The sequence below is a fragment of the Paenibacillus sp. FSL R7-0026 genome, assembly GCF_038004485.1.
GTDB lineage: Bacteria > Bacillota > Bacilli > Paenibacillales > Paenibacillaceae > Paenibacillus > Paenibacillus xylanexedens_A.
On the sequence record NZ_JBBORG010000001.1, the window covers coordinates 4,556,501 to 4,560,398 of the forward strand.

At 45.6% G+C, this 3,898-nt stretch carries 5 protein-coding genes; all 5 read right to left on the reverse strand.

Annotated features, from left to right (window positions below):
* Positions 1-23 precede the first annotated feature (23 nt).
* From MKY44_RS20155 to MKY44_RS20175, 5 genes are read right to left on the reverse strand one after another with little or no spacing between them, the layout of a single operon-like run.
* Positions 24-764, reverse strand: coding sequence for a thioesterase II family protein (locus MKY44_RS20155; RefSeq protein WP_036615200.1), 741 nt, complete (start codon positions 762-764; stop codon positions 24-26).
* 25 nt (positions 765-789) lie between these two features.
* Positions 790-1,674: a hypothetical protein gene (locus MKY44_RS20160; protein WP_179086485.1), complete on the reverse strand. Its 885-nt coding sequence runs from the start codon at positions 1,672-1,674 to the stop codon at positions 790-792.
* The gene (locus MKY44_RS20165) at positions 1,671-1,934 is read right to left on the reverse strand and encodes an acyl carrier protein (protein WP_017687156.1); all 264 of its coding nucleotides are present in this window, start codon (positions 1,932-1,934) and stop codon (positions 1,671-1,673) included. Before MKY44_RS20165 ends, MKY44_RS20160 begins: the two co-directional genes overlap by 4 nt.
* A 15-nt stretch (positions 1,935-1,949) precedes the next feature.
* Entirely contained in the window at positions 1,950-2,999 is a 1,050-nt protein-coding gene (locus tag MKY44_RS20170; RefSeq protein WP_341008260.1) for an HAD-IIIC family phosphatase, read from the reverse strand.
* Positions 3,000-3,018: 19 nt separating this feature from the next.
* Entirely contained in the window at positions 3,019-3,870 is an 852-nt protein-coding gene (locus tag MKY44_RS20175) for a 3-hydroxyacyl-CoA dehydrogenase family protein (RefSeq protein WP_341008262.1), read from the reverse strand.
* Positions 3,871-3,898: the final 28 nt, after the last annotated feature.

Consider the following 3,898-nt stretch of genomic DNA (forward strand, 5'->3'; position numbering starts at 1 on the left):
CTCCTCTCATCTACAAGTTGTTCCTATTTATCTGGAGTCATAAAGCTTGTCAGACAATGCGCCACCGTTGAAGGTTGATGCATCATGAACATGTGAGCACCCTCTTTGATGGTTTGAAGCTTCATGGATGTGCCAAAATATCGGCCCCATCTCAACGCTGATTGAAGGGTAACGGTACGATCCCGTTCTCCCCACAGATACAATACCGGCAAAGAGAGCGGCTCATATTCAAGCGTTGCTGCAGATTCCAGCATCCTGAAATCCGCCCGGATGACGGGCAGAAAATAATTCAACAATTCTTTTTCATGTATCAGTTCTTGCGGAAGAGCTTCATAGGAAAACAGATGATCAATCAGATTTTCGTCTGACATCCGATCATAATTCTGCATCCCGCATTCGTCAGGCGTGTTGCAGGCAGATAACACAAGCCGTAGCGTTTTAGCTACATCTGGACGTTCCTGACATAAGCGCTGCGCAACGAAGTAGGCTGTAATTCCTCCCAGACTATGTCCAAATAACAGACTGCCGGGCTGTATAACATCCAGCAGCTTGCTGGTATACAGTTCTACGAGTTGCTGCATATGCTCCAGGGGAGTTTCGGTGTTCAGACCATGACCCGGGGGCGTAAACGCCCAAATTTCCGTGTCAGGAAGGTACGGCACTAGGGGCTGAAAACTGTTGGAGTTGCCACCGAGATAAGGAAAACAGACCATTTGTCTGTTTCCCTCCCCCTTTTGTAGCTGCTCCAAATAGATCGGTTCCATCACTTATCCACCACCATAACCAGGCTTACTTTCTTTCCAGAACATATGCAGGGAATGTCTGAAGTGAAGTATCCACATTTTTACGCTTGAAAATGACATGTATGACAATAGCCGATATTGCAAAAAAGAAGAATTGCATAATCTGAACTTGCGGATTAAAGTAGTACAAATCAATTTGACTTCCTGTGGCTACAAGCCAGAATGCAAGCAGATAAAACAGAAGTGTACCTTTGGTTGCATTGAAGATATAACTTTGGAACACGATAAATGCCATAAGCTGAACAACGTAGTATATGTAAGTGGTTGATGTGCCAAAAGAGGAAATCAAGTATCCCGGAAGCACCCATAATCCGAACAACAGGCCGGTAATCAGACCACTTGTTATATTATTTTTTAACTTCCCTTGCAAGAATGGAAGCAAAAATCCGATCCAACCAAACAGCCCACCAATCAGCCCCGTCTCCTTGATCAGATTCACAATCCCCAACCAGATCATTTCAGGTACACTATATGTCAACTCAGGGACCGGTATGCCGAATAACAAGGAACCAAAGTGCATTGTTGATGCAAAGATGATGGAAATTCCAATAATGAGCGGTATCCAGAACAGGTCCTGTCTGCGCGGAACCAGCTTCATAAACATTCCTTTTAGTGCTTCCGTTCCGCCCATCACATAACATGTAATTAATCCGGCAATGGAAGGTGAATACAGAGCAACGATCGCAAGTGGATGCATCAAGGTTAACTCACCTGTTATGGGTACAATAAAATCCGCAAAGAACATGAACAAACTTGCGATTCCATAACATGTGCCAAAGGAAATTCCCAAAAACAAATACATATATTTGTTGGACGGGCTGGTTGCCGGACTTGTGACTGGACGAATGGATGCCTGATTAGCTGTAATCATAGTGCCGCCTCCTTCTCAGTCAACTTTCTCTCAATAAGATCATGCAAACGGTTAATCGTGCAGAAATTAGCCAAATCCAGATCTTCATTTGCTATCTCAATCTGGAATCTACGCTCTACAAAGTCCACCAAACGCATCGCAAAGAGCGAATTGACGAACCGTTGCTCAAAATAATTGTCATTATCATTAATTTGAGTGTCCTCATGATCCATGGTGAGGTTGTTCCCGATAAACTCCCGAATTTCCTGACGATAATCCACTGCCCTTCCCCCTTGTTATTGATGTTGCCCCTCGGGCACTAAAACCTCAATGTAGTCTGGAAACTCTACAGCTTGCTGCAAATCATGATAAAACAGTACTCTTCCTTCCTGATCTGCAGATTGTTGCTTGAAACCGGCAAAGCGATAGCTGATATTCATCATTCGGTTCCTTCCGGTATCCCTGAAGTCCGCAAGCATCTGTTTGCCCTGCTTCTGAGCTTCACGCATGATATACGTTAGCAGCACACTCCCTGCTCCCCTGGACATCACTCTGCAAGACATCAGAAGCATGTTTAACCGCCATACTTTCTGCTGCATGTGAATTAGTGCGAGCCCAATTTTGCCATACGTTCCGTATTTGTCTTCGAGTTCACACACCAATAACATATGGTCCTGCGAGGTCATCAGTTGATGCAGCTCCTCGTAACTGTAGGTAATTCCCGTTGCATTTAGCTGATTGGTACGAACGGTAAGTTCCTCTGCACGTTGAAGATCATCCTCAGTAGCCTCGTAGATGGAAAATTTCATGCCGAGCGTAGCCAGAAATTGTTCTGAAGGTCCTTCATACTGTTCCTCAGCCTGTTTACGGAGCGTATCCGCCTGATACATCTGCCTTCTGCACGCAGAGTCGGCTGTAATGAATCGTGGCATCAGCCTTGGGTCATCAAGCATGGTTTCATATTGATCCGCATGAAGTACCTGAATGTCAGCATGTACACTTTGTACTTCTTCCAGTTCAAAAGGTTGATCATCCACAAACAAAATGGCATCCATGCCGATATTAATGTTCTGCTGAATCCGCTGAACAGAGACGGACTTCGCATCCCAATGGATTTCGGGATATAGAAAATATTCGGCGATGCCCAGTTCGTTTAGTTTCGCCCAAGCCAGCTCTGCATCATTTTTACTGGCAACAGAATGCAAAATACCTCGCTGGTCCAGTTTTTCAATCACCTCCTTTAAGCCCGGCTTCAGTTGCACATCCGAAGATTCAAGCAAAACCCCATCCCATATGGTGTGGTCCAGATCCCAAACGATACACTTGATATCCTTGAGCTTTTCCATGGTCATGCCACCCTTCATCTTAGTAGGCGTAGAATCCTTGACCCGTCTTCCGCCCCCACTGTCCTGCATCAACCATTTTCTGCAACATCGGACAGCATCGGAATTTAGGGTCCTGATAGCTGTCGTACAATACTTTCAATGAATGCACGACCGTATCCAGACCAATCAGATCCGCCGTCTCCAGCGGCCCCATCTGATAATTGAAGCCCTTCTTCATAATGGCGTCCACCTGCTCGGGTGTAGCGATTCCATCCTGTACAATGTACGCCGCTTCATTCATTAACAAGTGTGAGAGGCGATTAGAGACAAACCCGGGCAGATCCTCTATGACAACTGGACTTTTATCAAGAGTTTCCAAAAACGCTACCATCTCATGTTCCGTACCCTGTGTTGTATGATGTCCTTTGATCACCTCCACCATGGATTTAACGGGAACCGGATTCATCAGATGCACCCCAATGACTCGACCTGGGTCAGGTAAAAATGAAGCGAGCTTTGTCACGGAAATACAGCTTGTATTTAGCGCAAATAAAACATCCGGACGAGCCCTGTGGTATAGTCGTGCATAAACTTCCTTTTTCAACTCCAGGTTTTCGGTTACATTTTCAATAATGATACTTGCCTCTTCCACACCTTCATCTTGTGTCTGGAAGGAGATTCGTTCCATGATCTGATCCAGGGGCACCTGACCGTACCCTTGCTTCAGAAAGCAAGCTGAACGATATTCACGACGTATAACATCAGGAGCGTGCTCAATGACAGACGCCGAAATATCCTGCAAAATTACACGATAACCAGCCCTCGCGACATCCAGTGCCGTAGCGCATCCCATCACCCCTGCGCCAATGATTGCAATGAGTCGATTATGCATACCTAATCACCTCCATATTGAGCTACCA